Raw genomic sequence first — 21051 nt, forward strand, 5'->3', positions numbered from 1 at the left:
AATCGGCCGCCTGCTGTCAATTCTCTCCTCGAGACGACCTGATCTTATATTCTTAGTTACACATTTAACATAAAACATCTATGGGTATATAAGATAAATTTATTACCAATGGTAACAACCATTGAGATGCAATGTCCGCAACAGAAGCCACGAAAGACTTCCTCGCATCGCACCCACGACTGCTCGGCGCGCTGTTCACGCTTGTCATGCTGCTCGGGCAGGCGGGAACAGTGGCTGCAGGAAGCAATACCCAAGTAGGGCCGTAATTCCAATCCGCTAAATTTTCCCGAAAATCGTTGGCTGTCGAGTTGGTAGTTTGGCTACTATTCTAAGGTAAACGGACCGATTCCCTCGTTCCAATGAAGTTCGTCTTCAACAAGTATCGGTAATTCGTTCCACATGAGATATTCTTCGAGCGACTGTCTATCGACGTTCGAATACGGTGTATAACCCGGAGTGAGATGACGGTCGCTCACTGTTGGGAGGTTAGACGCCGTCGCTGATCCCAGTTTGAATTCTTTGGTTGAATACGTCTGGACAGAGAAATCAAGCCCGTGTTCGCAGTCTCTGTCGAGTTCGACAATTAGTGGTGCCCCGCCGTCGGTTTGGGCAATATCGATCGAGCCGTCGCCGACGATCAGATACTCGTCGCCGAGAACGGAGTTCTTTCGTGCGACCTCAAGCGCCGCGCGCAGGGGGAACCCGCGGTTGAGCAGTCGCGCCATCGTCCCACCGATCTCGACTGCGTGTTCGTTGATGACGTCACTGTAGGTGGTCACGCCGCCGAACGCCCCTCGTTTGGTGAGGGCGAGCCCCTGATCGTACGAGCGACAGGCGTTGAGGAAAAAGACGCTCACGTCGACGGAATCCAGCGATCGAACGTCGAGGTCGGTATCTGGACACCGAATGCCGTCTTCGGTCGCATGTCCGATGTAGTGGAAAAAGTCGTAGCCGCCGTCGGTCAGGAGCGAGGCGAGTCGGCTCGAGTCGACGCCGAACTCAGAGTGGACCTCGAACGGGAGCGATTCCCGGTTGCCGTAGACGTTATCGAGGAGGTCGTGCTCGTCTAGCATTCGCGCGTCGTTGCAAACGAGTAAAATCTCGATGGATTCGCTTCGAGCGGTGAACGATAACTGGTTGCGGTACGCGTCGATAGTCGCTTTCGAGGCGTTTTTGGGGATTCCGTCGCCGAACCACGCGTGCTCGATCGATTCGTCGGTCACGTTCGGTTTGACGAGCGCCCGGTCAGATTCCGGGGAAAACGTTCGTGTCGTTTCCGAGCGGCTGGCGGATCGGACGACCTGCGTCGGTGTCGTCTCGGGCGAGGGAATCGTCTCCGTCGTCGTTCCGCGCACCTCTCGAATCACCCCGAGTTCGTTGACGATAAACGGGAGCAGTTCGACGCTCTCGGGGTTCGATGGAAGGTGTGCGGTTAGCGGCCACCGCGGCATGTACTGCTCGAGTTCGTCGAACGGCAACTCGAGATAGCGCTCGAGTCGCTCCGGGAGCGACGCGGCGTACATCTCCGCTAAGTCGAACGGCAACTGATCCGCGAGCATCGTTCGCTCGTAGAGGTCGTACTGGAAGATCCCCTCGCCTCGCGTGATACAATCGAGGAAGAAAACGTGCTTCAGTACGGTCGCGACGTCGTCTTCGAACGCTTTTCCTTCGGTGCCGAGTGGATATTCGAACCGTCCCGCTTCGATCGATGGGTCCGTTCCGATCCGGATCTGCGCGCCCAGATAGAAGGCGAGCGGTGCGGCCTGAAACAGACCCTGATACGTGTCGGGGATCGTGATCGTGATCTCGTTGTCGGGCAGTTCGATCGTGTCCGGAATCTCGAGGGAATCGCCGAGTTCGACGAGTGGCGGATGGCCGCGGAGCGTCGGCCACGTCCGCTCGGGCGAGAGCGTCTTCAGTGCGGACGGAAACGCGGAAATCGCTTCGGTCATCGACTCGAGGTTGGGTGGCGTCGTAATCGTGTTCGCCGGTTGGTCGTGCAGCGACCGAATTCCCAGTCTGACCCGCGTCTCCTGGTCGAACGAGAGTCGAATCGAGGTCAGTCCAATACTAACAGTTCCGGCGGATTCGATCCGAAAGTACAGTTTCATCGGCCCGCTGAAGCCGATGAATTGCGTTCGATCCTCTAGTCGTACCGTCTCTCCGACGTCGAGTTTCCCCTCGCTCCGCCCGGAGTCGTCGTGGAGCGTGACCGAGTAGACTTGATCGAACCTGAGTTCGTTCGTTTCGAAGGTACAAACCGTATCGACGGGAAAGTGAAAGTCGTCAGGAGATGCCGCTTCGGGCGCGACTCGTTGAGCCGTCTCTACTTGGATTCGACGTTGCTCGATCGAGTCGTAGATGTCGAGTCCCTGCTGTCGATTAGTTACTTCGAGTTCAATACTCATGCTACCTCTTCACTATCTATCAATTGCGTGCAGAGTACAAAAAATAACCGCCGGTGTCTGACGCTACTCGGCGATCAGCGATCGAAACGCGATCGGCGAGAACCGCGGTTCGACCGTGCTCGGGCGCCGACCCGATCCCGTCGACTCGAGCCCGACACGCTCTAAAACCCCGATATCGGCCAGTTCGTACAGGAATCGCGTCGCGGTGCTCGCGGTGACCTCTGACTCCGCGTCGATCGCTCGAGCGACCTCGCGGATCGGTTTCGAGCCGTCCGAAACTGACAGCAAATCGAGTAGTACCTGTTGACGGCTTTGTGACAATGCCAGCGTTCGATCGATGTGGATACCTGTTTTCGGCACGTCCGCGATCGCCGCCTCGAGGTCCGCCGCTCTGATCTGGTCCGCTCCGTCGTCGCTCGCACGAATCGCCGCGACGTACAGCGCCGCGAGGGCGTCGTGGGCGCTCCCGTCGGCCCACTCGGCGACGCGGCGGATCGAATCGTGTGCCAACGCGCCGGCGGCGAGCCCGGTCGACGCCCGATCCGCGAGGATGTCGACGAGTTCGTGCTGTCGATAGGCCGGAACGGTGATCGTGGCGTCGTGCCAGTCGTCGGGTTCGCGCGCTCCCACGGCGACGGTTCGAACGGCGTCTCCGACCGGCTCGAGCAGGTCGAGAACCCGATCGTAGGTCAGCGTCTCGGGTTCGTCGTGGTGATCGATCGCGACGATGGCCCGTCGGTCGGGGCGCTCGAGTCGGTCGATAACCCGCTCTCGCAGCTCGTCGGTGCCGACGCCGCTGGTCGGGACCGCGTCGTCGGATATCGTCGCGAGCGCGGCCCGGTAGAACGCGAACGGGGTCTGGACCCGTCGACCGTCGACGTAGACGAACCAGGTCGTCGGACCCGCGCGGCCGGTCCGAGTCGACGTTCCGATCGCCCGCCCCGAGTCGCCGAAGGTTTGGTTCAGCGCCGCGAAAAGCGTCGTGACGATCGCCGACGTTCCCGAACCCGGCGGCCCGACGACCGCGGTGGGCGGGGGGAGGTCCCCGTCGAACACCGGCTCGAGCGCGTCGAGACACTGCTCGAGTACCGAGCCGCGACCGACGGGTTCGGTCGCGTGAACGGCGGGGCTGAGGTACTCGCGGTCGACGACGAGCCGGCCCCCGTTGTGTGCGGACCGTCGGCGAGCGATGCGATCGCGCAGGTCCATCAGGCCGCGTCCCCTCCGCCCGCTTCGGGCCCGTCGACCAGCGCCGCCGAGAGTATCTCGAGCGGGTGGTCGATCTCGTAGCCGGTCCCGTGTTCCATCTGCATCGCGCAGGTGGGACACTCCGTCATCCCCGCCTCGGCGTCGATCTGCTCCATGTGCTCGAACATCTCCTCGCCGATTTTCATCGACGTCTCGTAGTGTTCTTCCTTCCAGCCGTAGGTACCGGAGATTCCCGAACACGAGTCGCCGACGTCGTGCGCGTCGATGCCGTCGATACTCGAGAGCAGTTCGACGGTCTGGCCGTCGAGGCCCTGGTTGCGCGCGTGACAGGGCGTGTGATAGGCGACGTCCGCCGAGTCGACGCTTGCGTCGGCGAGTTCGTCCTCGAGGTCCTCGTGAACCCGCAGGTACTCGAGGGCCTCCCAGGTGTGTTCGGCGACCGACTCGGTGTCCTCGAAGTCAAAGAGTTCGGGGTACTCCTGGCGGAGCGACATCGAGCAGGACGTACAGGAGGCGATCACGTCCGCCCCCGCCTCGATCGCCGAGCCGAGTTCGTCGACGTTCGTCTCGGCAGCGCGCTCGGCGTCGTCTAACATCCCGTTCGCGTACATCGGGGTCCCCGAACACCGCTGGTCGGGAACCACGACCTCGTAGCCGAAGTGTTCGAAAACCTCCACCATCGCCTTGCCGACCTCGGGCGTGTTGTAGTTCGAATAACAGCCGTGGAAGTACGCGACCCGCTTTCGCTCGTCGGCACTCGAGTCGTCTCGGCGCGTTCTGGCTTCTCGCGCGTTCTCCCTCGAGGCGGCGGCCCCGCCCCGCTTTTCCCACCACTCGCGGAACGTCTCCGTCGCGAAGGCGGGGAACGTCCGCTCGCCGGTGATCCCCAACAGCTTCTCGTTTACGACCTGTGTCACTGTCAACCCCATCACGAAGTTCGTGAGTCGAGGTACTTTACTTCCGATGCGAGCCATGGTGCCGTAGTTCGAGAGGAGCCGGTTCCGCCAGTACTCTCGGGAGAGCTTGCTCATGTTCTCTTCGACGTACTCGCCTCGGGCCGTGTTGTGCATCTGGGAGAGGGGTACTTCCGAGGGACAGGCGTTATCACAGCGCATGCAGTTCGAACACTTCATCACCGAGTCGTCGATGTCGTGGTCGTCCTGTCGCTTGAGCCGCCACTGCTCGGGCCCCTGGAACTTCGGGCCGGGGAACTCGTCGTCGACCTCGGCGACGGGACAGTTCGTGTCGCACGTCGAGCACTTGTAACAGTCGTCCGCGCCCGGCCGGAGGTCCATCTCCTCGGCTTCCGGAAAGACCTGTACCGGTTCGAACTCGTCGTCTCCCGATCCGTCGTCCGCTGGTTGGTGTGTCTCACTCATCGAATCACCGTCGTCGCTCGAGTCGCCGTAATCGCCCGCCGACCGGCTTCGGTCGGCCGTTTCGGTCGAATCCGCGGATTCTCGCACTCGCCTGTCGTCCGCTCGCTGGTCGTTCGCCCGCTCATCGGTCCACCTCCTCGCCGGCAGCGGCCCCCGCCGCGTAACCGGTCGAAAGCGACACGCCGCCGCCGGATTTCTCCGCGGGCGCGTCGAACCCGCCTAGCACGCCGCCCGCGGCGCGCAGGTTCGAAAACTCGCGTTCGCCGTCAGCCCCGAGCGGGTACAACTCCCGATCGACCGCGAGGCCGAACCGGGCGAAGGGATGTTCGCCGAACGCCTCGTCGGCGAACCAGTCGTACCGATCCTCGCTGTGGGCGACGTGGCAATCGAAGATCGGCTCGTAGACCCGTTCGCGGTCGGACTGGACCCCCTTGCCGACCAGTCCGCCAGTCGCGAGGACGTACTGGTCCGCGCTGTAGGGAACCCGTTTTCGCTTCCGATCGACGAGGACGCGGTCGATACGCCCGCGGCTAGCGGCGGCCCCGTCCGCGTCGACGGACTCGTAATCGACGACCGGAACGCCGGTCGTCACCCGGACACCCGCCTCCTCGAGCGCGTCGTAGAGCAGGTCCTCGAGCCGGATGCCGGGAAGGCTCGGCGGCCCCATCGGCACCTCGAAGACGTCGACGCCGAGCCGTTCCGCGAGGTCTCGGCGAACGGTGTCCGCGTGGTCGTCGCCGAGTATCGCGGGCAGTCCGACTCGAGACTCTCCCTCGAGTTCCGCGCCGATCGCGTGGGCGAGCGCCGCCCGTGCGGAGGCCGCGCCGGCACCCGAATCGACCGATTCGTCGCGCTCGAGGATGTGGGCGTACCGGGTTATCTTCGCGTCGTCCCGTTCGATTCCCGGGAACGAGAGCGTGACGCCGCGGCTCTCGAACGGAACTCCGGCGGCCTCGAGGTGGGACGCGGCCAGCGGGGCGTCGAAGTCGGGGAGGGTTTCGAAGCCGACCAACAGGGTCGACCGCGGATCGCTCGCGATCCCTGCGGCGGTCGTCGCCGGGTAGCGAGCGGTCGGCTTGACGGTTCCGCCGTGGGTCGGCACGAGCGCGTTCGCGTCGGTGTGGTCGCCCGCGTAGGCCTCGCCGACGACCGAGTCGAAGAACAGAAGCGACTCGCGGACCGCCTCGAGGCCGACCCGCTCGTAGGGGTGGCCCTCGGGGAGGTCCGGAATGGCCTCGAACGGATCGACCAGCGGCGTCGGTTCTCTCTCCTCGCGCTCGCCGCCCGTGCCGGCGACCGCCGTCGGCTCGTAGCCGAGCACGTCGATCAGTCCGCTGGCGTGGCGGAGCGTGCTCTGCTTGTAGCTGATCAGTCGAACCGTCGCGTCGCGTTCGGCAGCCGAGAGGGCGGCCGTCGCGCCCGCCAGCCCGCCGCCGATGACGAGGACGTCGTCTTCGATGGCCATCTCAGCGCTCGCCCCCCGGACCGCCGTCGAACGCGTCGAAGGCGATCCGTTCGTCGACACCCGCCGGATCCCGGTCTCGGTTCATCGTCGTCGCGTGGAGCGCGTAGTTGAGCATCGCCTGCGAGAGCTGTTCGCCCCAAAGGGCGTGGCGCTGGCCCTTCCAACGCTCCTGAAACAGCTCGTCGAGCGCCGCCCGCGTCGTCGCCTCGTCGTACTCGGGGTGGAGTTCGCAGGCCAACTGCTGGCAGCAAAAGCCGCCCTGACAGTTCCCCATCGAGGCCCGAGTTCGGATCCGAACCGCGTTGAGATCCGAGCCCGATTGATTGATCGCGTCCTGTACCTCCGCTCGCGTCACGCCCTCGCAGGCACAGAGCACCGGATTCGGCTCCTCGGTCTCGAGGACGGCCTCGGATCGACTTCCGAGTCGCTGTTTGCTGCGTCGCGCGACCGGCGACCGGAGCCCGAAGTCGTCCATCCCGCGCTCGAGAACCGCGAGGTTCTCGCTGCCGGGGAGCGCCGCGTCGGCGGTGTCACAGCTCGCGCGAACGCCGAGTTTGTCACAGACGTGGTCTGCGATTTCCTCGGCCATCGCCCGGTAGGTGGTGAACTTCCCGCCGACGATGGTCGACATGCCCGAGACGCCGTCCCTGTCGTCGTGATCGAGCAGGAAGAAGTCCCGGGTGATGTCGGTCGGATCCTGCGTGCCGGTTCCCGGCGGTTCGTACAGCGGTCGAACGCCCCAGAACGAGCGGATCGTTCGCGACTCCGAAAGGATCGGGAGCAGTTCCGAGAGCGTATCTATCATCATGTCGACCTCCCACTCCTCCTCGGGGTAGTCGTCGGGGTCGTCGACCTCCTCGTCGGTCGTCCCCAGGATCGCGGTGGTCTCGTGGGGGACGACGATGTCCGCGTCCCCTTTCGGACGGCAGCGGTTGATGACGGTGTCGACCTGCCGGACGTTCATGATCGTCATCACGCCCTTCGAGGGTCGAACCGCGACCTCGAGGTCCGCCATCGCGCCGATCTGTCCGGCCCACGCGCCGGTCGCGTTCACGACGTAGTCGGCGGTGATCTCCTCGGTGGTGCCGGCCGCGCCGTGGTCTCGCGTTCCCGGTCCCGAATCGTGTCTCACCTCGACGCCGTAGACGTCGTCGCCGTCCCGCAGGAGGTCGACGACCTCGGCGTGGGTTTCGACGCGCGCGCCGTGGTTCTCCGCGTCCATCGCGTTCGCGACGCAGAGCCTGAACGGATCCACCGCGCCGTCGGGGACCTCGATCGCCCGCTTGACGTCGCTCGCGAGGTAGGGTTCGACCTCGCGGGCCTCGCGTCCCGAGAGGACTTCGGCCGGAATGTTACACTCCCGACACCCCTCGAGCTTTTCCCGAAAGTACTCGTCCGGGTCTTCCGGGCGCTGGACGAACAGGCCGCCGGTCTCCTCGACGCAGTGGCCCGCGATCTCGCGAAGCGTTTCGTTTTCCTCGATGCACTCGGTCGCGCTGGCCTGATCGGAGACCGCGTATCGCCCGCCGCTGTGTAACAGCCCGTGCATTCGGCCGGTCGTTCCGTCAGTCAGGTTGCCTCGCTCGACGAGAGTCACCTCGAGTCCGCGCCGCGCCAGATCCCTGGCGGTCCCACAGCCGGTCGAGCCGCCGCCGAGAACGAGGACCTCCGTATCGTGTGCCATCCCTTCACCAACACGTTGGGCCCAGTCCTCTTTATTTTATCGACACCGTACAACCATCCATAATAAATTCGATCGCACCGACTCGACCCGAAGTACTATGTGGTGTGTGATTGTACCGTATGCCGTGAATTGCCAGGGCCCGAGAGATACCGTGAAGCTGCAGTTTCCATCGTCTATACCGGGTTCCAGTTCGATCTCGATCCGTCGGACTTTGAGTATGCACGGAAACATTTATCACGATCGTAGATATTGTTTACCACTAACACGCGATCGTCGATAAACTATCGCGTGACTTCCAGGGTGACTACCAGTGACAGATCCGACATACGTTGGCGCAATCGATCAGGGAACGACCGGCACGCGGTTCATCGTCTTCGACCACGGCGGACAGGTCGTCGCGAACGCGTACGAGAAACACGAGCAGATCTACCCGGAACCCGGCTGGGTCGAACACGACCCGATGGAGATCTGGGACGCGACAAAGAGCGTCGTGACGACCGCGCTCGGCCAGGCGGGGATCAGCCCCGACCAACTCGAGGCCATCGGCGTGACCAACCAGCGCGAGACGACGCTGCTGTGGGACGCCGACTCCGGCAGACCGGTCCACAACGCGATCGTCTGGCAGGACCGGCGAACCACGGATCGAGTCGAACAGCTCGAGAGCGAGGGGATGGTCGAGGAGATCCGCGAGAAGACGGGCCTCGAGGCCGACGCCTACTTCTCCGCGACGAAAGCCGAGTGGCTGCTCGAGAACGCCGACCCGATCAAACTCGAGCGAAGTCGACCGGAGGACATCCGCGACCGCGCGGCTCAGGGCGAGGTGCTTTTCGGCACCATCGATAGCTGGCTCATATACAACCTCACGGGCAACCACATCACCGAGGTGACCAACGCTTCGCGGACGATGCTGTACAACATCCACGACCTCGAGTGGGACGACGACCTCCTCGCGGAGTTCGGGGTGCCCGAGGAGATGCTGCCCGAGGTTCGGCCCTCGAGCGACGACCAGACCTACGGCACGACGGATCCCGACGGATTCCTCGAGGCGGAAGTGCCGGTCGCCGGCGCGCTCGGCGACCAGCAGGCCGCGCTGTTCGGCCAGACGTGTTTCGATCCCGGCGAGGCCAAGAACACCTACGGAACGGGCTCGTTCTTCCTCATGAACACCGGCGAGGAGGCCGTCGAGAGCGATCACGGCCTGCTCACGACGATCGGGTTCCAGCGCTCTGGCGAACCGGTCCAGTACGCTCTCGAGGGCTCGATCTTCATCACCGGCGCGGCGATCGAGTGGCTCGAGGACGTCTCGCTCATCGACGATCCCGCGGAGACCGCGGAGCTGGCCCGGAGCGTCGACTCGACCGACGGCGTCTACGTCGTCCCTGCGTTCACGGGACTGGGCGCGCCCCACTGGGATCAGCGTGCACGCGGGACGATCCTCGGCATGACCCGCGGCACCCGCAAGGAACACATCGTTCGCGCGACCCTCGAGTCGATCGCCTACCAGACCCGCGACGTCGCCGAGGCGATGGAAGCCGACTCGGGCATCGAGATGACCTCGCTCAAGGTCGACGGCGGCGCGGTGAAGAACAACTACCTGTGTCAGTTGCAGGCCGACATCATCGGCTCGGAGATCTCGCGGCCGGTCGTCGACGAGACGACGGCGCTCGGATCGGCCTACGCGGCCGGCCTCGCCGTCGGCTACTGGGACGACGTCGAGGGACTGCGCGACAACTGGCAGGTGGATCGGGAGTTCGAACCGGAGATGAACGCCGACGCGGCCGACCGGATGTACGCTCGGTGGTCGGACGCGGTCGATCGATCGCGCGACTGGGCGCGGGACGGGGAGGAGTGAGCCATGAACGGACTAGTGCTTCAGATTCCGATACTCGGCATGGAGTTCGAAGCGTTCGCCGTCCTGCTCATCGCGGCGCTTGCCGGCGGCGCGTTCGGTGCCGCACTCGGCGCGCTCCCCTCGTTCGTCTTCACCGGCTTCGTCGTCTTCCTCGGCGAGGGGCTCTTGATCCTCGAGGGAGCGATCGGCGGCCTCGACGTCGTTCCCTCGGGCGAACTCGCGACGGGCGTCACCGAGACGATCGGGTTCGGCCCGGTCACCGGCCCGCACATCGCCTTCGCCGGCGGCGTCGCCGCGACCGCCTACGCCGGGCGGAAGTATCCGGAGATGGAACCCAACGACTGGGACTACCACTTTGGGAAGGATATCCTCTACGCGTTCGGTACCAAACCCGACATCCTCGCGGTCGGCGCGGTCTTCGGCGCCCTCGGGATGCTCATCACGCAAGGACTGGACGCCGTCGGCTTCCCGACGGACAACATCGCGCTCTCGGTCGTGGCGACGGCGTTCCTGGCGCGACTCGCGTTCGGGTACCCGATCGTGGGTCGAGTCGGCGGCTCGAGCATCCTCGACATGTCGCCGTTCGAGCGCGAGGAAATGCGCGTGGCCGCCGACGGCGGGACCGAGAGCGACCGACTGGCGACCGAACCCTGGCTCCCTCACCAGTACGAGTGGGCCGGCGTGACCGCCATCGGGATCGTCGGCGGAATCCTCGGCGGCTTCATCTGGCTCCAGACCGGCAGCATCTTCCTCGGCTACGCCATCTCGGCGATGAGTCTGCTGTTTCTCAACCTCGGCGTCGAGAAGATCCCTGTCACCCACCACATCACGCTGCTGGGGTCGACGGGCGCGGTGATCGCGGCGGCGGCCATCGGGAGCGAGCCGATCGTGTTGCTCGTCGCGGGCGCGTTCGGCGCGATCAGCGCCCTCATCGGTGAACTGTCCCAGCGGGTGTTCTACTCGCACTCCGGGACGCACGTCGACCCGCCGGCGATGGCCATCGCCGCGTTCATGCTCGTGCTCGGGGTGCTCTATCTGGCTGGGCTCCTGCCTAACGCGGGCTATCTCGGGCTGTAACCGAGCCGGGATTCGATCATCGTTTTTCTCCGTGCGATACCGGTAGCGGCTCGATTTACTCTCTGTACGTGGGTTCGAGAAACCGACGTGAGGTGGCGCGTGCTGGACCGCGGTGAGCGAATAGCGAACCGCGGTCCGACATCGTGCGAGGGATGAGTGAGCGACCGTCGGGAGCGAGCGAATCGGTTGGGGAGGGTGTGGTTACTCCTTGTTGCCACGATAGCAGAACGCTTGGGCTCACTCGAACCACTTTTCGAGTCGAAAACGGAGTTCCCGATGAGACCTCTCGAGCGCGAGCACACCCGAACCGACCCCTTTAGGTCGCTCAGCCCTCGAGTGACGGCCATGACCGCCGACCCACCGCTGGTTCTCGACATCGACGGCACGCTGACCCGGCCCGAGGGGTGGGGGATCGACCCCCGGATCTTCGACCCGCTTCTCGAGTGGGACGCGCCGATCGTGATCGCGACCGGGAAGGCCTTCCCCTATCCCGTCGCGCTCTGTCACTTCGCCGGGATTCCGGAACTGGTCGTCGCCGAGAACGGCGGCGTCGTCTACACCGGCGACGACGTCTTCTTCACCGCCGACCGCGAGGCCGCCGAGGCCGTCGCGCGCGAGTACAAGGCCGCGGGCTACGGCCTCGGCTGGGGGCCCGAAGACACGGTCAACCGCTGGCGGGAGACGGAAATCGCCGTTCAGTACGACCAGCCGGTCGAACCGCTTCGGGCGATCGCCACCGACTACGGACTCGAGGTCGTGGACACGGGCTACGCCTACCACGTCAAGGACGCGGCACCGAACAAGGGCGATGGCGTTCGAACGATCGCCGAACACACCAATATCGATCTCGGCGAGGCCGTCGCCGTCGGCGACTCCGAGAACGACGTCTCGACGTTCGAGGTCGTCGACCGATCGTTCGCCGTCGCCAACGCCGACGCGGCCGCTCGAGCGGCCGCCGACGAGGTGCTCGCGGACGCCCACGCGGACGGAACGCTGGCGTTGCTCGAGCGAATTCGGTCCGCTTGAGTCGCGGCTTTCGTTCCTCTCGCCCGGTGTGTCCCCATCGGCCGGGATTCCTTCCCACCGATCGGGGCGCGCGTGAACGGTCGAGTAATAACATATTGCTCCGAGTTCGACCCTTCAATACCGGTTTTCGAACCGTTCGATCGGAGTAATACGATACTACCTAGTTCTCTTTACGCGCACGATCGATTGCGTCGATATCTCTCGTCGGGTCAGTTCTCTCGCGGTTATCGTTCGCCGTCCGATCGTCGCGAGACGCTCGTTGCCCGGCTACCGCCAGGGCGCTCACCGGGACACCGCTGTACCACCGTACGCGTCCGACGCCCTCCTGTGCGTGCTCCCGGCGCTCTCTCGCACGGCCCGACTCTCACATAACTCGCGCGCGTGCCCACTCGAGCGAGCGCGCCGGTTGACAATCACTCGATTGCGACGCCGCGCGTCGCCCGTCGCGCCGGCGCGTTCGACCGCAACGGTGACTGACTTCGACTCGAAACCGCTCATTGTAGTTAATGTAGAACACTGCCGTTCCCGGCGTTAGCAAGCGCTCTCCGGCGGGAACACTCAATCTCTATTGAATATATTCACAACTAGCACCTTCTGAATCAAAGGCTATATTTACTCGCCATCCAGTAGCTTGAGTCGATGATGTGGCAAGACTTCGTGTTCATGATTGGAAGTTCACTTTCGATCGTCTTTCTCGCGCCGACGCTGCGCGACGTCAGTGCTCGCGTCCCGCTGGGGACGAGCGTTCCGTCGATGGTCGTCGGCGGAACCTACGCGTTCACGTTCACGACGCTCGGCATGACGTTTTCGGCGCTCGGGGCGATGGCGACGACGATCATGTGGTCGTTGATCGCGATGTATCGCTCGCCGGACGACGCCGCTCCCGTGCGCGGGTCGATTTCCAAGGCGACGCTGTTCGCTCGAGACGCTTGGAACGCGGCGAAACGCCGACCGCTGTTCCCGTAAGGTAGTAGCCGTTCTCCCGCCAGACGACAGTTGCTCGGAGCCGTTTTTCTCGTCGGACGACCGTCGATAGAGGACGTACTCGAGTCGGCACGCCCGACCTTCTCGAGCGCACGCTCGATCCTCCAGTCCGCGTATGATCCTCTGCTCGAGCGAGGGCCGCGTGGCGGTCCGACCGTCACCACACGTCTTTTGTCCCGGCACTGCGATGCTCGCCCATGAGCGATTCAGACGAGACACTGCAGGTCTCCGACCCCGACTACCACAGCGAGAACCACACGGCCGCCCAGACGTGTGGCTGGACCGCGAACGCCCTGCGCGGGGAGGGCAAGTGCTACAAGAACATCTACTACGGAATCGAGTCCCACCGCTGTATCCAGATGACGCCCGTCGTGCGCTGTAACGAACGCTGCGTCTTTTGCTGGCGCGACCACGCGGGCCACGCCTACGAACTCGACGGCGTCGAGTGGGACGATCCCGAGGCGGTCGTCGACGCCTCGATCTCCCTCCAGAAGAAGCTCCTCTCGGGCTTCGGCGGGAACGAGAAGGTCCCCGACGAGGTGTTCGAGCAGGCGATGGAGCCGCGCCACGTCGCCATCTCCCTCGACGGCGAGCCGTCGTTGTACCCCTATCTCCCTGAGCTCATCGAGGCGTTCCACGACCGGGAGATTACCACGTTCCTCGTCTCGAACGGCACTCGCCCCGAGGTCATCCGCGAGTGCGATCCCACCCAGCTGTACATCAGCGTCGACGCGCCCGAACGCCACACCTTCGATCAGGTCGTTCAGGCGATGGAAGACGACGCCTGGGAGAAACTGCTCGAGACGATGGACGTCCTCGCCGGCAAAGACGAGACGCGGACGGTCCTGCGGACGACGCTGATCGACGGCGAGAACATGCACAGTCCGGACCTCTACGCGGCGTACTACCAGCGGGCCGATCCGGACTTCATCGAGCTCAAAGCCTACATGCACGTGGGACACTCTCGAGGCCGACTCGATCGAGACTCGATGCCCGACCACGAGGAGATCGTGGCGTTCGCCGAGGACGTCAAAGAGCACATGCCGGAGTTCACCGAGTGTAAGGGCGTCCCCGCCTCGAACGTCGCCCTGCTCTCGAAGACCAAAGACACCTGGGTGCCGAAGCTGAAGAAAGACAGCGAGTTCTGGGCGGACGACCCGCTAGCGAGCGACTGACTGGGCTCCTGCGATCCGTCGGGGAGAGGACGGCCGAACGTATCTCGCTCGAACTCTCATCGGTCCGAAGCGGGTACCAGTGGCCTTTTGTCCGTGGTCTCCCGATGTGAGGTACCGCGAATAAACGCTCGCAAACACCATCTCAGTTCTGGATTGCATTCCATATCCGGTATGCTTTTATGCGCACCGATCGAACTCCCGGCCATGTCATCGGCAACCGAATCCGCGGTCGGGCACGACGAACTCGCGGTTCTCAAACTTCTCGCGCTCGAGGGCGGACTCTTCGGCGACGTGAAGATCTCCTGTTCTGCGCTCGCCGATCGGCTCGACGCCTCGAACCAGACGGCCTCGCGTCGGCTCCAGCGACTCGAGAGCGCGGACCTGGTCGAGCGCGAAACCGTAAGCGACGGCCAGTGGGTCGTCGTCACCGATGAGGGCGAACGCATGCTCCGGGCCGAATACGAGGATTACCGTCGCATCTTCGAGACGGGCGCGGAGGTCGAACTCGAGGGGACGATCACCAGCGGAATGGGCGAGGGGCGCCACTACATCTCGCTGCCCGGCTACCAGCGACAGTTCGAGGAGCGACTGGGCTACGACCCGTTCCCCGGAACGCTCAACGTCGACCTCCGCGAGGACAGCGTTCGACGCCGCAGCGCGATGTCGTCGCTCGAGCCCGTTCCGATCGACGGCTGGGAGGACGACGACCGGACCTACGGCCCGGCGGTCTGCTATCCGGCGACCGTCGAGACGGCCGACGGCGAGACCTACGAAACCGCACACACGATCGCGCCCGAGCGAACGCACCACGACGACGACCAGCTCGAGGTCATCGCCCCCGACAAACTCCGGGAGGAACTCGACCTCGAGGACGACGATCACGTGACGGTCTCCGTGGGTGATCGGTGATGCGGACGGAGACCGGACCCGGAACGGAGCCGCAGTCGACGCTCTCCGAGAGCGAGTTCCGGCGGTCCCTCGAGTCGTTCCGCTCGGGCGAGCCGCTTCTCGTTCACGACGCCGCGGATCGCGAGGGCGAGACGGATCTCATCTATCACGCGGACGCCGTCACCCCCGACGCCGTCGCTCGCCTGCGCAACGACGCGGGCGGGCTCGTCTGCGTCGCGCTCTCACACGATGTCGCCGAGGCGTTCGACCTGCCGTTTTTCACCGACGAGGTCGACCACCCCGCGGCGGCCGACCACGAACTGGGCTACGACGAACGCTCCTCGTTTTCCTTTACCGTCAACCATCGGGACACGTACACGGGAATCACAGACAGCGACCGCTCGACGACGATCCGCGCCCTCGGGGAGGCCGCCGCCGAGCCGTCGGCGACCGACTTCGCGGCGGAATTTCGCGTCCCCGGACACGTCCACCTCCTCAGAGCCGCCCCGGACCTGCTCGCCCAGCGGGAGGGCCACACCGAACTGGGGCTGGCGCTCGCGGACGCCGCCGATCTCACTCCCGCGGTCGTCGTCTGCGAGATGCTCGACGACGAAACGGGCGAGGCGCTTACCCCCGCGGACGCCCGCGCATACGCCGATCGCTACGACTTCGCCTACCTCGAGGGACGCGACGTGCTCGAGCGTCTCGGCTGAGTTCCGCGTCGATACGCTCGAGTGAGTTTTGTGTCGACACGCCTCGAGTGAGTTCTGCGTCAGTATTCCTCGGCTGACCCGTCGCCGTCGATCGCAGCGAGTCCGATCGAAACCGCGAACGTTCATTACGGAGCGTTACGTCTGCCCGCGTATGGGATTCGACGAGATGGACGTCGACACGATCTGGATGGACGGCGAGTTTGTCGACTGGGACGACGCACAGATTCACGTGTTGACCCACGGACTTCACTACGGCAGCGGCGTGTTCGAGGGGGCACGCTGTTATGACACCGAGCAGGGGCCGGCGATCTTCCGCTGGGACGAGCACTTGGAACGACTGTATCAGTCGTGCAAGCCCTACGAGATGGAGATCGACCACTCTCGAGCGGAACTGACCGAGGCGACCGTCGAACTCATCCAGCGACAGGATCTCGCGTCGTGTTACATCCGCCCGATCGCGTTCTACGGCTACAACTCGCTGGGTGTCAGCCCCGGTGACTGCCCGACCAGAACCGCCATCGCCGTCTGGCCGTGGGGGGCCTACCTCGGCGAGGACGCCCTCGAGAACGGCATCGAGGTGATGGTCTCCTCGTGGCGAAAACACGCCTCGAGCCAGATTCCGACGAACGCGAAGACGACGGGGCTGTACGTCAACAGCATGCTCGCGGGCGAGGAGGCGCGCCGAAACGGCTACGCGGAAGCGATCGTCCTCAACAAAGAAGGCGACGTGGCGGAGGGGCCCGGCGAAAACCTGTTTATGGTCCGTGACGGCGAGATCTACACGCCGGGGCTGTCCGAATCGATCCTCGACGGCATCACGCGCGATACAGTCATCACGCTCGCCGAAGACCTCGGCTACACCGTCCACGACACCGTCTCGATCTCACGCGGCGAACTCAACACGGCCGACGAACTGTTCTTTACCGGCTCCGCCGCGGAAGTGACTCCAATCAGAAAAGTCGACAACGTCGTCATCGGCGACGGCTCTCGCGGTCCGGTGACCGAAGAGCTCCAGTCGAAGTTCTTCGAAGTCGTCGAACGCCGAACCGACGAGTACGACGAGTGGTTCGATTACGTCTAGGGAGCGCCCGTCGAAACGGGTCCCGAAATACGCCGTACGAAACCGTCGTTTCTCGAGAGCCGCCCGTTTCGAGTCTCCACGCGAATCAGTCGCTCTGATCCGGCGTCCCGTCGCCGTCGGTGGTCTCGGACCGGGCGTCACCGCTGGTGGAGTTTTGCTCTTCACTGTTTGCGGTCTGTTTGCTCATCGTCTCTTTGACTTCCGAGGTCTGTTTCTTGACGCTCTCTTTGACGTCTGTGGTCTGCTCGCTCACCGTCTCTTTGACCTCCGAGGTCTGTTCGCTCATCGATCGCTTCACCTCGGCGGTCTGCTCGTTGACCGACTCTTTCACCTCGGAGACGCGCTCGTCGACGACGTCGATTGGGACGCCCGCGTCTATCCGACGATCGTTCTCCGCGTCGCCGAAGCCGGCGCTCAGAACCCGCGTCAGTGCGTCCTCGACGTCCTCGTCGAGTTCGTCGACCCGCTCTGGTTCGACCTCGACGACGAATCCCGTCGTGATGTTCGGGGAGGTCGGCAAAAAGAGTACGACGCGTCCGTCATCGGTCTCCTTTCCCGTCTTGAACGCCGTCATTCGAAGCCCGTCCCACGTCTCGAGTTTGACCGGTTTCTGCAGCGACTCCTGTTCACCGAACGCCGTTTCGGCGGCCATCTTCGAGGCGTTGTAGACGACCCGCAACACCGGGACGCGGTTCGCGATGTCGTCGACGAGTCGCTCGAAGAGTCCTCCGACGGTGGTCCGCATCAGATAACCGATGGAGAACGTGAGAATCGTAAAGACGGTGAGCACGACCAGGACGCGAAGCAGTTGTGCGAGCTGCGCGCGGGTCTCTTGGGCCTCGGCACTGGTGCCACCGATCAGCCACTCGAGCGCCTCCGGCTCGAGGATCACACCGGGAACGAAGCCGGCGATAAGTCCGTAGACCCAGTAGATCGCATAGAGTGTAACGAGGATCGGCCCGAGAACGATCAGGCCGCTCGCAAAGTCCCGTTTCCACGAAGCCATGTAGTGATTCTCACACTAGGGGATTAAGAGCCCTTCCCTTTAGTGACCCGCCGGGTTCCGACCGACCGAGTTCGAATCGCGCACTCGAGAGAAATCACAACCGGTTAAGACACGCCGGTCCCTTCCGGTGGATATGACACTACTCGAGACGGTCGCGGTCGCGTTCTGGGTGATGTTGCCGGCGTACGTTCCCAACAACGCGGCCGTGTTGGCGGGCGGCGGACGGCCCATCGACGGCGGTCGGATGTGGGGCGACAAACGCGTTCTCGGGGACGGAAAATCCTGGCGCGGGACCGCTGTTGGCGTTCTCGCGGGGCTCGTACTCGCGGGGATTCTCACTGTCGCCGAACCGTCGGTCAGCGACGCGGTCGGATTCGACCTCCCGGAGTTCACTCCACTGGCCGCGCTCGGACTCGCCGGCGGCGCGATGCTCGGTGACATCCTCGCGTCGTTCGCGAAACGGCGGACGGGTCGCCAGCGCGGGGCCATGTTCCCCGGCGTCGACCAGCTCGATTTCGTCGTCGTGTCGCTGCCGCTGACGGCGTTGCTGGCGATGGAGTGGTTCTTCGAGTGGTTCACGTGGGACGTCGTCCTCGTTATCGTCGTCCTCACGCCGCTTTTGCACGTGGCGACCAACATGATCGCGTACAAACTCGGATTGAAGAACGAGCCTTGGTGATTTCGGCCGGCTCCCGTCTTATTTTCGCAGGCGAGTATCTTCGCCGCGGTATCGGTGCTACTCGAGCGTCGCGGGAATCTCGCTCACCGCCTCGGGAAGGTCGTCGGGGTCGGACCAGCGTATAACGTGATCACCGGCGGCCTCCTCGAGTGCGGCCAAGTGGGAGGCGGCCATGCCGTTGTCGTACTTTTCGCGGCGTTCCGACTCCGAGTCGTAGACGCGTTTGAGCAGCCAGAGGACGTCCCTGACGTGAGATTGCTGCCGGTAGAGAAAGCCCAGTTCCCAGACGTGCCCGCCGTCGTAGTCCTCGAGTACCCCGACGACGTGGGTCGCCATCCCGGCGAGGATGTCGAAGGCGGGGGCCCACAGCTCCAGTTCCTCGCTGGTGAATCCGAAGTCCTCGAGCCGAAAGGCGGTCGCCGACCGGCGCTCCTCGAGTACGTCACAGACTCGCTGTCGCCGCGCACCCGGCCCCTCGTCGCCGCCGCGGCCGATCACCAGATATCGCCCGTCGGCGCGTCTGAGGGAGTCGAACTGCTCCCCGTGGAGGCGGTTTTTCAGCCGTTCGTGCTGAGTCGGCGTGAGCGAAAGCGACGTTCCGTCGGCCTCGCGGACCGCGTCGGGATCGACGCCCTCGAGATAGCCGTCGTCGGGCGCACTCGAGATGGACTCGTCGGGATTCGACATACGCCGACAACGAACGACGAACTAATCAACGTTCCCATCAGTTGCGGTATTAAATTAGCGGTGCTCGAGAACCGCTCGAATGCTACTTGAACGCTGTTCTTAGGATACTTGAGGAACACTCGAGAATTGCTTGAGAAACAGTTGAGAAACACTCAAGCAAACAGTTGCATTCAGCAACCAAGTGTTTATGTCGCGCGGGGCTGTAGTGGCCACTATGTACCCGCAAACGTCCCAGCCAAACGGCGGCGGTGGCGGCGAGAACGTGGGACCTGCGATGGAGTTCAACGCGTGGCGGGCGCTCCAGAAAGCCACGGACAAGACTCGCGCGAATCTCATCGCCGACGTCATCGGCCACCCGAAGGGCGCGCCCAGCGTCGACGAACTCGATTACATGAATCCGAGCCTCGAGAAAGACGCCATCCGAAACCACCTCAAGACCCTCCGGAGCGTCGGCGTGCTCGAGGAACTCGAGATCCCGCCGGGCGAACGAACGCGCGGGTTCCCCTACAAGTTCTATCGGCTGACCGACGACGCGCGCGCGCTGTTCGATCGAAACGACCTGTTCCCGCGCGAGCCGTGGCGACGGCAGTACGAACGCGTCGAAAAGACCGGCGAAATCGAGGAACTCGAGGCGATGCCGCGGCCGAACTCGGAGTGAGTGGAGACGAATAGGCGGTTCGCTCGAGGGCAGGCTACAATCGGATTCCGCGAGGACTCAAACGCTGCAACCGACTCGAGAGTATAGAGGGCGTCATAGAACGGTTTGTACACCTTCTCTGCGACTCTCCGACGAACGATAAGAACAGAAACGTTCCACAGCAATCTCTGCGCTGTGGAAACCTGTATCCGACCCTAATCGGCTTGTTAGTACCCCAACTGGTCGCGAACAAGCACGACGGTCGTGCGGCCCTCTTCGAGTTCTTGGCGGTAGATGAGCTGCTTTGCGATGGCTGACTCGACGCCGTAGGCCTCTTTCGCTCGTTCGTTCTCGAGGGGATAGGCCACGGACTCGAGGCGATCGAGTGCGTCCTCGAGCGTCGGAACGATCTTGTTCACGCCGCTGACGATGACGACATTGCTCGCGGCGAAGGGGTACGCGCCGATCCGGCTACCGGAACGGTCGGCCGCAACGAGTTCGCCGGTCTGGGAGACCGCGTTAATCCCGCCGAGGAAGTAATCCGCAGTCTGTGACTCACGACGAGCGGCTTGGCGCTTCGCGTCGTCGTTGATACTCCAGATTTCGTCCGGCAAACTCTCCCACTCGTGGTCACCCTCGGAGAGATACTCGTCGAAGCCGATCTCCTCGAGCGTCGTGGAGTGGCCGTTCATCACCGATGCGTCGGCGGGGATTCGCGATTGGAGCACTTCGAGAGCGTCCTCGGCCGATTCCGTGACGACGACGTCGAAGCCGTTACTCTCGAGGTTCTTGACGGTCTCCTCGATGGCCTCGTCGGTCGGTAGTTCGTCGAGTGTGGTGTCGATTTCGGTCTCAGCTACGAAATCTGATTTTTCCTGTGACATATTGAGCGATCCGTATCCTTGTATGGGGCTGTTGGCATCTTAAGCGCTCGCGGATACCGGTGTTAGGTGGTTACTCCAATGTAACTTCGAACGATATGGGAGTCTGCGATCAATAAGCACGTGTAGCGAACGGATAGTTCAGTGCGAATGGGGGGAAATAAACGCTAGAAGGATCGTTCTATGACATCTCAGTATATATGACACCGCAGTATATTCA

19 protein-coding genes and 1 pseudogene are annotated in these 21051 nt (G+C 63.6%); 11 read left to right on the top strand and 9 right to left on the bottom strand.

Annotated features, from left to right (window positions below; all coding sequences use genetic code 11):
• Nucleotides 1-131: 131 nt before the first annotated feature.
• Complete coding sequence (locus BM348_RS22570) at nucleotides 132-266, top strand: DUF7503 family protein (RefSeq protein WP_449272239.1); 135 nt, start codon at nucleotides 132-134, stop codon at nucleotides 264-266.
• A 57-nt stretch (nucleotides 267-323) separates the two neighbouring features.
• Here the strand turns inward: BM348_RS22570 and BM348_RS09900 are convergent, their stop codons facing one another.
• The 6 genes from BM348_RS09900 to glpA all read right to left on the bottom strand — a co-directional run bounded on the left by BM348_RS09900 (nucleotide 324) and on the right by glpA (nucleotide 8145).
• Nucleotides 324-2408: a hypothetical protein gene (locus tag BM348_RS09900; protein ID WP_092904466.1), complete on the bottom strand. Its 2085-nt coding sequence runs from the start codon at nucleotides 2406-2408 to the stop codon at nucleotides 324-326.
• A 63-nt stretch (nucleotides 2409-2471) separates the two neighbouring features.
• Entirely contained in the window at nucleotides 2472-3617 is a 1146-nt protein-coding gene (locus BM348_RS09905) for a Cdc6/Cdc18 family protein (protein ID WP_092904469.1), read from the bottom strand.
• The gene (locus tag BM348_RS09910) at nucleotides 3617-4996 is read right to left on the bottom strand and encodes an anaerobic glycerol-3-phosphate dehydrogenase subunit C (protein WP_092905523.1); all 1380 of its coding nucleotides are present in this window, start codon (nucleotides 4994-4996) and stop codon (nucleotides 3617-3619) included. Before BM348_RS09910 ends, BM348_RS09905 begins: the two co-directional genes overlap by 1 nt.
• Nucleotides 4993-5121 (bottom strand): hypothetical protein, encoded by a 129-nt coding sequence (locus BM348_RS22200; RefSeq protein WP_281244692.1) that lies wholly within the window; start codon nucleotides 5119-5121, stop codon nucleotides 4993-4995. The genes BM348_RS09910 and BM348_RS22200 overlap by 4 nt, the downstream gene beginning before the upstream one ends.
• The gene (glpB, locus tag BM348_RS09915; RefSeq protein WP_092905525.1) at nucleotides 5118-6461 is read right to left on the bottom strand and encodes a glycerol-3-phosphate dehydrogenase subunit GlpB; all 1344 of its coding nucleotides are present in this window, start codon (nucleotides 6459-6461) and stop codon (nucleotides 5118-5120) included. Before glpB ends, BM348_RS22200 begins: the two co-directional genes overlap by 4 nt.
• Nucleotide 6462: 1 nt before the next feature.
• Nucleotides 6463-8145 (bottom strand): anaerobic glycerol-3-phosphate dehydrogenase subunit GlpA, encoded by a 1683-nt coding sequence (glpA, locus tag BM348_RS09920; RefSeq protein ID WP_092904471.1) that lies wholly within the window; start codon nucleotides 8143-8145, stop codon nucleotides 6463-6465.
• Between the two features lie 310 nt (nucleotides 8146-8455).
• Between glpA and glpK the strand changes: the two genes are divergently transcribed.
• From glpK to BM348_RS09960, 8 genes are all read left to right on the top strand, one after another.
• Nucleotides 8456-9997 (top strand): glycerol kinase GlpK, encoded by a 1542-nt coding sequence (glpK, locus tag BM348_RS09925; RefSeq protein ID WP_092904473.1) that lies wholly within the window; start codon nucleotides 8456-8458, stop codon nucleotides 9995-9997.
• 3 nt (nucleotides 9998-10000) lie between these two features.
• The gene (locus BM348_RS09930) at nucleotides 10001-11074 is read left to right on the top strand and encodes a hypothetical protein (RefSeq protein WP_092904475.1); all 1074 of its coding nucleotides are present in this window, start codon (nucleotides 10001-10003) and stop codon (nucleotides 11072-11074) included.
• A 345-nt stretch (nucleotides 11075-11419) separates the two neighbouring features.
• Nucleotides 11420-12100, top strand: a complete 681-nt coding sequence (locus tag BM348_RS09935) for an HAD-IIB family hydrolase (RefSeq protein WP_092904476.1) — start codon at nucleotides 11420-11422, stop codon at nucleotides 12098-12100.
• A 639-nt stretch (nucleotides 12101-12739) separates the two neighbouring features.
• Nucleotides 12740-13066: a hypothetical protein gene (locus BM348_RS09940; protein WP_245779430.1), complete on the top strand. Its 327-nt coding sequence runs from the start codon at nucleotides 12740-12742 to the stop codon at nucleotides 13064-13066.
• A gap of 215 nt (nucleotides 13067-13281) precedes the next feature.
• Complete coding sequence (twy1, locus tag BM348_RS09945; RefSeq protein WP_092904479.1) at nucleotides 13282-14259, top strand: 4-demethylwyosine synthase TYW1; 978 nt, start codon at nucleotides 13282-13284, stop codon at nucleotides 14257-14259.
• A 204-nt stretch (nucleotides 14260-14463) separates the two neighbouring features.
• Nucleotides 14464-15168: a DUF120 domain-containing protein gene (locus BM348_RS09950; RefSeq protein WP_092904481.1), complete on the top strand. Its 705-nt coding sequence runs from the start codon at nucleotides 14464-14466 to the stop codon at nucleotides 15166-15168.
• Nucleotides 15168-15860: a 3,4-dihydroxy-2-butanone-4-phosphate synthase gene (gene ribB, locus BM348_RS09955; RefSeq protein ID WP_092904483.1), complete on the top strand. Its 693-nt coding sequence runs from the start codon at nucleotides 15168-15170 to the stop codon at nucleotides 15858-15860. The genes BM348_RS09950 and ribB overlap by 1 nt, the downstream gene beginning before the upstream one ends.
• Before the next feature lie 151 nt (nucleotides 15861-16011).
• The gene (locus BM348_RS09960) at nucleotides 16012-16941 is read left to right on the top strand and encodes a branched-chain amino acid transaminase (RefSeq protein ID WP_092904485.1); all 930 of its coding nucleotides are present in this window, start codon (nucleotides 16012-16014) and stop codon (nucleotides 16939-16941) included.
• Nucleotides 16942-17284: 343 nt separating this feature from the next.
• Here BM348_RS09960 and BM348_RS09965 read toward each other — a convergent pair.
• A pseudogene (locus BM348_RS09965) lies at nucleotides 17285-17947 on the bottom strand (DUF502 domain-containing protein); the annotation flags it as partial.
• Nucleotides 17948-18080: 133 nt separating this feature from the next.
• Here BM348_RS09965 and BM348_RS09970 point away from each other — a divergent pair.
• Complete coding sequence (locus BM348_RS09970) at nucleotides 18081-18626, top strand: CDP-2,3-bis-(O-geranylgeranyl)-sn-glycerol synthase (RefSeq protein ID WP_092904487.1); 546 nt, start codon at nucleotides 18081-18083, stop codon at nucleotides 18624-18626.
• A 57-nt stretch (nucleotides 18627-18683) separates the two neighbouring features.
• Here the strand turns inward: BM348_RS09970 and BM348_RS09975 are convergent, their stop codons facing one another.
• Nucleotides 18684-19313, bottom strand: coding sequence for an aminopeptidase (locus BM348_RS09975; protein WP_092904489.1), 630 nt, complete (start codon nucleotides 19311-19313; stop codon nucleotides 18684-18686).
• Between the two features lie 214 nt (nucleotides 19314-19527).
• Between BM348_RS09975 and BM348_RS09980 the strand changes: the two genes are divergently transcribed.
• On the top strand, nucleotides 19528-19971 hold the full coding sequence (locus BM348_RS09980; protein ID WP_092904491.1) for a transcriptional regulator: 444 nt from the start codon (nucleotides 19528-19530) through the stop codon (nucleotides 19969-19971).
• Nucleotides 19972-20177: 206 nt separating this feature from the next.
• Here BM348_RS09980 and BM348_RS09985 read toward each other — a convergent pair whose 3' ends face one another.
• Nucleotides 20178-20834, bottom strand: a complete 657-nt coding sequence (locus BM348_RS09985) for a lactate utilization protein (RefSeq protein ID WP_092904493.1) — start codon at nucleotides 20832-20834, stop codon at nucleotides 20178-20180.
• Nucleotides 20835-21051: the final 217 nt, after the last annotated feature.

Origin of the sequence: Halostagnicola kamekurae (assembly GCF_900116205.1) — an archaeon.
In the GTDB taxonomy this organism is placed as follows: Archaea; Halobacteriota; Halobacteria; order Halobacteriales; family Natrialbaceae; genus Halostagnicola; species Halostagnicola kamekurae.

Bases quoted from the DNA above. Each gene is read 5' to 3' on its own strand.
- BM348_RS22570 (WP_449272239.1), top strand. From the start codon at position 132: ATGTCCGCAACAGAAGCCACGAAAGACTTCCTCGCATCGCACCCACGA.
- BM348_RS09900 (WP_092904466.1), bottom strand. From the start codon at position 2,408: ATGAGTATTGAACTCGAAGTAACTAATCGACAGCAGGGACTCGACATC.
- BM348_RS09905 (WP_092904469.1), bottom strand. From the start codon at position 3,617: ATGGACCTGCGCGATCGCATCGCTCGCCGACGGTCCGCACACAACGGG.
- BM348_RS09910 (WP_092905523.1), bottom strand. From the start codon at position 4,996: ATGAGTGAGACACACCAACCAGCGGACGACGGATCGGGAGACGACGAG.
- BM348_RS22200 (WP_281244692.1), bottom strand. From the start codon at position 5,121: ATGAGCGGGCGAACGACCAGCGAGCGGACGACAGGCGAGTGCGAGAAT.
- glpB (WP_092905525.1), bottom strand. From the start codon at position 6,461: ATGGCCATCGAAGACGACGTCCTCGTCATCGGCGGCGGGCTGGCGGGC.
- glpA (WP_092904471.1), bottom strand. From the start codon at position 8,145: ATGGCACACGATACGGAGGTCCTCGTTCTCGGCGGCGGCTCGACCGGC.
- BM348_RS09930 (WP_092904475.1), top strand. From the start codon at position 10,001: ATGAACGGACTAGTGCTTCAGATTCCGATACTCGGCATGGAGTTCGAA.
- BM348_RS09935 (WP_092904476.1), top strand. From the start codon at position 11,420: ATGACCGCCGACCCACCGCTGGTTCTCGACATCGACGGCACGCTGACC.
- BM348_RS09940 (WP_245779430.1), top strand. From the start codon at position 12,740: ATGATGTGGCAAGACTTCGTGTTCATGATTGGAAGTTCACTTTCGATC.
- twy1 (WP_092904479.1), top strand. From the start codon at position 13,282: ATGAGCGATTCAGACGAGACACTGCAGGTCTCCGACCCCGACTACCAC.
- BM348_RS09950 (WP_092904481.1), top strand. From the start codon at position 14,464: ATGTCATCGGCAACCGAATCCGCGGTCGGGCACGACGAACTCGCGGTT.
- ribB (WP_092904483.1), top strand. From the start codon at position 15,168: ATGCGGACGGAGACCGGACCCGGAACGGAGCCGCAGTCGACGCTCTCC.
- BM348_RS09960 (WP_092904485.1), top strand. From the start codon at position 16,012: ATGGGATTCGACGAGATGGACGTCGACACGATCTGGATGGACGGCGAG.
- BM348_RS09970 (WP_092904487.1), top strand. From the start codon at position 18,081: ATGACACTACTCGAGACGGTCGCGGTCGCGTTCTGGGTGATGTTGCCG.
- BM348_RS09975 (WP_092904489.1), bottom strand. From the start codon at position 19,313: ATGTCGAATCCCGACGAGTCCATCTCGAGTGCGCCCGACGACGGCTAT.
- BM348_RS09980 (WP_092904491.1), top strand. From the start codon at position 19,528: ATGTACCCGCAAACGTCCCAGCCAAACGGCGGCGGTGGCGGCGAGAAC.
- BM348_RS09985 (WP_092904493.1), bottom strand. From the start codon at position 20,834: ATGTCACAGGAAAAATCAGATTTCGTAGCTGAGACCGAAATCGACACC.